Source organism: Nostoc cf. edaphicum LEGE 07299 (genome assembly GCF_015207245.1).
Classification (GTDB): Bacteria; Cyanobacteriota; Cyanobacteriia; order Cyanobacteriales; family Nostocaceae; genus Nostoc; species Nostoc edaphicum_B.
The window spans coordinates 1-6335 of sequence record NZ_JADEXF010000232.1; the positions used below are offsets into that span (position 1 = coordinate 1).

A 6335-nucleotide genomic window follows, 5' to 3' on the forward strand; every position below is an offset into this window, starting at 1 on the left:
AATCGTACTTTCGCACTCTATTATGCACAGGTGTGCAAAACCTGTACTAAACTTATTTATTATTTTTGCACACGTGTGCAAAAATAGGTGTTAAGTTTCATTTCGTCTTTGTATACCTGTGCATAACTTATTTCTTTCAGTGTTTTGTCCAATCTGCTTGGATCGGAGTTAGAACAAAGCACTGATGCGATCGCTAATTCTCAGAGACTTTGATGCCTTCTGGGTAGCGACGACCTTGTACCGCAACGCCGTATCGCGCAGCGCCAGCATATCGCTACGCCTTAGAGACGTAGAGTTGTACGTCTCTATAGCTGATTTTTGTGTTGGATAGATTTTTGAAAAGGCTTGTCCATACGCGTACACAAGCCTTTGATTATATATAAGTTTATCTTTTGTTTTACACACGTGTGCAAAACCTCTGTTAATTTTTTTGCCGAACTCAGCCAAGGGAGTCGTTAACTATTTTGTTAATTGTATGGCAGTAGAATGCTTAACAATATTAGCCAACTCTTGTAGCTGGTTTATCGCTTCTGCACCCTCCAACTTCATTAATTCGCGATCGTCCCACAATTCCATCCAAGTAATTCCGTAATCAGACACTAAAAACCGAATCAGGTGCTTTTCTTTCAGGCTAACCATAAATGAAGCACTGTTCATTTGCTCGCCGCACGTATAACAAGACGCAGTATAGCCACGCCGCTCAAGTATAATTGTCAAGGCTTGCAGGTTAATTACTAAGTCTTGGACGAATTGCTGATGCTGTTGCGCTAATCTTATAAACACTACTTTTCTCCTACCATTACAGTTATCTGCTTGCTTTTATATTTCTTTAGACTTACATCTGATGTGATTTGGTTGCCAAAAGTTCGTGTTTTCCTAGATACGTGATTAATCTTAATATTACGGTTGCCATAACTCAGCTAAATTTCCAGAGCAGTTCTAATGTTTTGGACAATTATCTGGGGTGGCTGTGCAACATCCATACGTAGAGTATCTACTGGTTCTTCTAATGTATAAAACTGGCTGTCGAGCAGTTTTTCGCTCATGTAATGATTGCTACGCTCTTGTAACCGCATTTGAATCAACTCGTAAGACCCTTTGAGGTAAACTAGCTTGATGCGTTCGCTATCCACTACCAAAAATTGCCGATAGCTGTTTTTTAAAGCCGAACACGCCAGCACTACATTTTTATTTTCTTGCAGCCAGTGTTTAATAGCTGTGTGCAAATCTTGTAACCAAGGCATCCTGTCATCTTCACTCAGAGGGATACCGCGCCGCATTTTCTCAACATTTTCTGGCGAGTGGAAAGTATCAGCATCGCTAAATTCCCACTCTAGGGAGTCTGCTAATAGTTTTCCAATGGTGGTTTTCCCAGAACCAGATACACCCATGACGATAATAATCATCTTTTTTCTTAATAAAAGTTAAACTAATTCGGAATTCGGAATTTGGAACTTGTAGTTGTAATCATGGACGGAGTTAAAAGTCCTCACTTTTAACTCCTTTCCATACAAATGTGAGTTGTATTAAAATCTCTTGACAAATCACGATTATTTTCTATAATACACACAAAATGCACACGTGTGCAATATTTAAAAGCTAAGATAAAATAATGAATAAACGAAGAATTTCAATTGAAGATATTGCCCGCAGAGCAGGGGTTTCTCATTCTACAGTTTCACGTGCTTTGCGAGATAATGCTCTCATTAGCCCGAAAGTGCGAGAAGAAATTAAGCGACTGGCACAGGAGATGAGTTATGTGCCAAATGCTATTGCTCAAAGCTTGCAAAATAAACGTACTAATACTATTGGTGTAGTAGTAACTTCAATTTCAGATCCCTTTTATGGTGAGGTGGTAGAGGGAATCGAGAAGATAGCCAAACCAGCGGGTTTGAGTGTTTTATTGAGTGCTTCACACCGAGATTTGGATCAGGAAATGGCAGCTATTGATACTTTTCATCGCCGTAGGGTGGACGGGATCTTAATAGCTGACTCACGAATTAGTAAACAGCATACTAAACAACTCACACAAATTGCTGTACCGACAGTTTTGATTAATAGTCAAACTGAAGACCAATCAGAAATATTTCATTCAGTTGCAATAGACGATCGCTTAGGTGCTAAATTAGCGACAGAGCATCTAATTAGTTTAGGACACACCGCTATTGGTTATTTGGGTGTAGGCGATCGCAGCAGATCGAACCAGCAGCGTCTAGAAGGATATCAAATGGCCCTTGCGGAAGCTGGGATTCCAAAAAATACTGATTGGGTTTCAATTAGTGACGAATATGATACCAGAAACAGCGATGTTATCACTGGGCAAAATATGCTATCTAAACTCTTGACTGCGGAAGTTACAGGCATCTTTTGTTACAACGATATGGTGGCGGTTGGCGCTCTGTTAGCTTGCCAAGAATTAGGTATTTTAGTACCGCGAAATTTAAGTCTCGTCGGATTTGATGGTATTGCTTTGGGCGGTTACGTTACGCCGGCGCTGACCACAATTAGTCAGCCTATGTTAGAAATTGGTGGCTATGCCATGCAAATGTTACTCGATTTAATAGAAGAAAAAACTGTGGAAAACCGCGTTTTATCTCCTTTTCTATTACAGCGTAGTAGCAGTGCAGCATTATTAACAATTTGAAATTCAAAACAATTTATACAAAAATTATGTTAACTAAAAAACCGGGTTTATCTCCCGATCGCTGCTTTTCTCCAGAACCAGTTCAAAGACGATTAGCTCATCAATTTTTTGACAGCATATCTGCGTTACCTCTAGTTTGTCCACACGGACACGTAGATCCAGCTTTGTTAGCTAATCCCGCAGCCCGTTTTGGTTCGCCCACAGAATTACTGATTATTCCTGACCACTACCTTTTGCGGATGCTCTATAGTCGGGGCGTATCTCTGCAATCTTTGGGCATACCAACCAATGATGGTTCGCCAGTAGAAACCGACCACCGTAAAATCTGGCAATTGTTCGCCGACCATTTTTATCTATTCCAAGGTACTCCGTCAGGGTTGTGGCTGAAAGAGGAACTGACTAACGTCTTTGGGGTGGATGAACCTTTAAGCTCTCACAATGCCGGACTTATCTATGATTATCTGGAAGGTTTGTTAGCTTCACCGGAGTTTTCCCCTCGTGCTTTATTCAAACGCTTTAACATCGAAGTGCTTTGTACTACCGATGCTGCCAGTGATAACCTAGAGAATCAGCGATCGCTCCACGAAGATGGTTTTACTCAAATCAGACCAACTTTTCGTCCAGATGCAGTAGTTAACCTGGATGCTCCTGGATGGCGTGAAAATCTTACCAAATTGGAAAGCAGTATCGGTACAGAAATTAACACTTATGCAAATTTTGTGCAAGCTTTAGAAGAACGTCGAGCTTTCTTTAAAAGAATGGGTGCGACAGCTACCGACCAAGGTGCAGCTACACCTTATACCACACGCCTTTCTGACCAAGAAGCCGAAGCAATCTTTGCGAGAGCATTAGTCGGCAAGCTGAATCCAGGTGATGTAGAAAATTTTACCGGTCATATCTTTATGGAAATGGCGCGGATGAGTGTGGAAGATGGCTTGGTGATGCAAATGCATTGCGGTGTGATGCGTAACCATAATCCGGCTTTATTTGAAAGATTTGGAGCTGATAAAGGTGCTGATATTCCCATAAAAATCGAATGGACTGAAAATCTACGCCCGTTGTTGTCAGCTTACGGTAACGATCGCCGCTTCCATTTAATCATTTTTGGCATGGATGAAAGCACTTATAGCCGCGAAATGGCTCCGTTAGCTGGTCATTATCCCAGTGTATTGCTCGGCCCACCTTGGTGGTTTCACGACAGCGTAAATGGTATGGAGCGTTATTTCAATCAGGTAATGGAAACTGCGGGAATTTATAATACTGCTGGATTTAATGATGATACACGGGCTTTCGTTTCGATTCCGGCTCGTCATAATGTCTGGCGGCGGGTAGCTTGTAATTGGTTGGCTGGATTGGTCGCGCGGGGATTGGTTGAGGAAGAGGAAGGGTATGGTATGGCTCGTGCTTTGGCTTATGACCTGGCTAAGGTTGCTTATAAGTTTGAGGGGAATTTAGGGGGAATTTAAACGCAGAGGGGAGGCAGCGCGTTGCGGGGGTTCCCCCCGTTGTAGCGACTGCCGTCGCGCAAAGGGAAGCGCAGAGGTACGCAGAGAATTTTACTAAGTGGGGGAATCATTTTGATTTTAAGTGAACTTTTTAGTTTGAAGGAGCGGGTTGCGGTAGTTACGGGTGGTTCTGGTGTGCTTGGTGGGGCTATGGCAAAGGGTTTGGCTCTGGCTGGAGCGCGAGTGGTGGTTTTGGGTCGCAATGAAGTTAGGGCAGGGGCGGTGGTGGCTGAGATTACTGCTAACGGTGGAGAAAGTATGGCTGTGGTGGCAGATGTTAGCGATCGCTCCCAATTAGAAATCGCTAGGGATGTTATTATACAGCGTTGGGATGAGATAGATATCTTGGTAAATATGGCTGGCGGTAATATTCCGGCTGCCACAATTTCTTCTGATGCGACTATTTTTGATATGCCACATACAGCCTTTGAGGAAGTGGTTAGCCTCAATTTAGTGGGCACTTTACTACCTTGTCAGGTTTTTGGTCAAGCAATGGTGGAAAAAAGTCAACCCCACGGTTGCATTGTGAATATATCTTCTATGTCTGCCATTCGAGCAATTAGCCGCGTGGTTGGCTACTCAGCTGCAAAAGCGGGGATAGATAACTTTACTCGCTGGTTAGCTGTAGAACTCGCCCAAAAATATGGTGATGGAATGCGAGTAAATGCGATCGCACCAGGTTTTTTTATTGGCGAACAAAATCGAGATTTACTCTTAAATTCTAATGGTAGTTTGACCGAACGCGGGCAAAAAATTATTGACCATACCCCCGCCGGACGTTTCGGAAAACCAGATGAATTACTCAGCACCTTAATCTGGTTATGTAGTTCTGGTTCTAGTTTTGTGAATGGGGTAGTTGTGCCGGTAGATGGTGGATTTAGTATCTACAGTGGAGTTTAATAATGTCATGTATTCACTGGCTGTAAATAATGGAACACTTTCAGATGAGCAAGTTTCCGGGCTAGTTCATCAAGCTTTAGCAGACCCTAAGTTGGATGGACAGCGCATCTTGGTGTTAATTCCAGATAGTACCCGTACTGCTCCCATCCCGCAAATGTTTCGATTGCTTCATCAGGAGTTGAGTCAAAGAGTAGCGGCTCTGGATTTTTTAATTGCTCTGGGTACACATAATCTGATGAGTGAAGAACAAATCAATCACTTGGTAGGAGTAACACCAGAGGAGCGAGAAACAACTTTTAAAAAAATTCGCATCTTTAACCACCTTTGGAATGAGCCAGATACCTTTATTTTTTGTGGAATAATTTCGGCAGACGAGATAGCAGAAATTAGCGGTGGTATGCTACATCAGTCTGTTGATGTGCGTATTAATAAGCTTGTAACAGAATACGATTTAATCGCGATTTGTGGGCCAGTTTTTCCTCACGAAGTTGTCGGTTTCTCTGGTGGAAATAAATATTTTTTCCCTGGTATTGGTGGTCAAGAAGTAATTAATCTCTCACACTGGTTAGGTGCTTTAATTACTTGTTATGAGATTATTGGTACACTGGGAATCACACCAGTCCGGCGTTTGATTAACCGAGCCGCTAACCTGATTTCTACCCCAAAGCTTTGTTTGGCGATGGTGGTCGCACCGAAAACAAATCAGCTAGCTGGACTTTATATAGATCAACCAGAATCAGCTTGGGAAGCTGCTGCAAAACTATCAGCTAAACTGCATATCAAATATGTAGATCGGCCTTTTAAACAAGTGCTTTCAGTCATGCCCCAAATGTATGATGACATTTGGACAGCAGCAAAAGGAATGTACAAGCTAGAGCCAGTAGTAGCCGATGGAGGCGAAGTAATTATATATGCTCCTCATATTACCGAGTTTAGCTATACACACGGCGAAATCTTATCCGAAATTGGCTATCATCTGCGGGATTACTTTCTCAAACAGTGGGATAAATTCCAAAAGTATCCTGCTGGAGTTCTGGCCCATAGTACTCACTTAAAAGGGATGGGTACTTTTGATCCGATAAAAGGGGAACAAGCGCGAATTCGCGTTACTTTAGCGACTGGCATTTCTGCTGAACGCTGTGCTGCTCATAACTTGAACTATTGTAACCCTGCGACTATTCAACCCACAGAATGGGCTAACCGAGAGGATGAAGGCATCTTACTTGTACCCAAGGCTGGCGAGATACTGTACCGTTTGATTACTTATTAAACCCGAAGAACCCCAC

Annotated in this window: 6 protein-coding genes; 4 read left to right on the plus strand and 2 right to left on the minus strand. The window is 42.6% G+C overall.

Annotation, left to right across the window (positions count from 1 at the left end; translation table 11 throughout):
- Positions 1-459: 459 nt before the first annotated feature.
- Together IQ229_RS09045 and IQ229_RS09050 are read right to left on the minus strand one after the other, a co-directional pair.
- Positions 460-783: a DUF1815 family protein gene (locus IQ229_RS09045; RefSeq protein WP_194043040.1), complete on the minus strand. Its 324-nt coding sequence runs from the start codon at positions 781-783 to the stop codon at positions 460-462.
- A 137-nt stretch (positions 784-920) separates the two neighbouring features.
- Entirely contained in the window at positions 921-1406 is a 486-nt protein-coding gene (locus IQ229_RS09050) for a gluconokinase (RefSeq protein WP_194043042.1), read from the minus strand.
- 206 nt (positions 1407-1612) lie between these two features.
- Between IQ229_RS09050 and IQ229_RS09055 the strand changes: the two genes are divergently transcribed.
- The 4 genes from IQ229_RS09055 (at position 1613) to IQ229_RS09070 (ending at position 6319) form a co-directional block, all read left to right on the plus strand.
- Entirely contained in the window at positions 1613-2644 is a 1032-nt protein-coding gene (locus tag IQ229_RS09055; protein ID WP_194043044.1) for a LacI family DNA-binding transcriptional regulator, read from the plus strand.
- 26 nt (positions 2645-2670) lie between these two features.
- Complete coding sequence (gene uxaC, locus IQ229_RS09060) at positions 2671-4110, plus strand: glucuronate isomerase (RefSeq protein WP_194043045.1); 1440 nt, start codon at positions 2671-2673, stop codon at positions 4108-4110.
- A gap of 135 nt (positions 4111-4245) precedes the next feature.
- Positions 4246-5049 (plus strand): SDR family oxidoreductase, encoded by an 804-nt coding sequence (locus IQ229_RS09065; protein WP_265582962.1) that lies wholly within the window; start codon positions 4246-4248, stop codon positions 5047-5049.
- The gene (locus IQ229_RS09070) at positions 5018-6319 is read left to right on the plus strand and encodes a lactate racemase domain-containing protein (RefSeq protein WP_228013326.1); all 1302 of its coding nucleotides are present in this window, start codon (positions 5018-5020) and stop codon (positions 6317-6319) included. The genes IQ229_RS09065 and IQ229_RS09070 overlap by 32 nt, the downstream gene beginning before the upstream one ends.
- Positions 6320-6335 lie beyond the last annotated feature (16 nt).

Excerpts from the sequence above, each read along its gene's own strand:
- IQ229_RS09050 (WP_194043042.1), bottom strand. The coding sequence starts at position 1,406 with ATGATTATTATCGTCATGGGTGTATCTGGTTCTGGGAAAACCACCATT.
- IQ229_RS09055 (WP_194043044.1), top strand. The coding sequence starts at position 1,613 with ATGAATAAACGAAGAATTTCAATTGAAGATATTGCCCGCAGAGCAGGG.
- uxaC (WP_194043045.1), top strand. The coding sequence starts at position 2,671 with ATGTTAACTAAAAAACCGGGTTTATCTCCCGATCGCTGCTTTTCTCCA.
- IQ229_RS09070 (WP_228013326.1), top strand. The coding sequence starts at position 5,018 with ATGGTGGATTTAGTATCTACAGTGGAGTTTAATAATGTCATGTATTCA.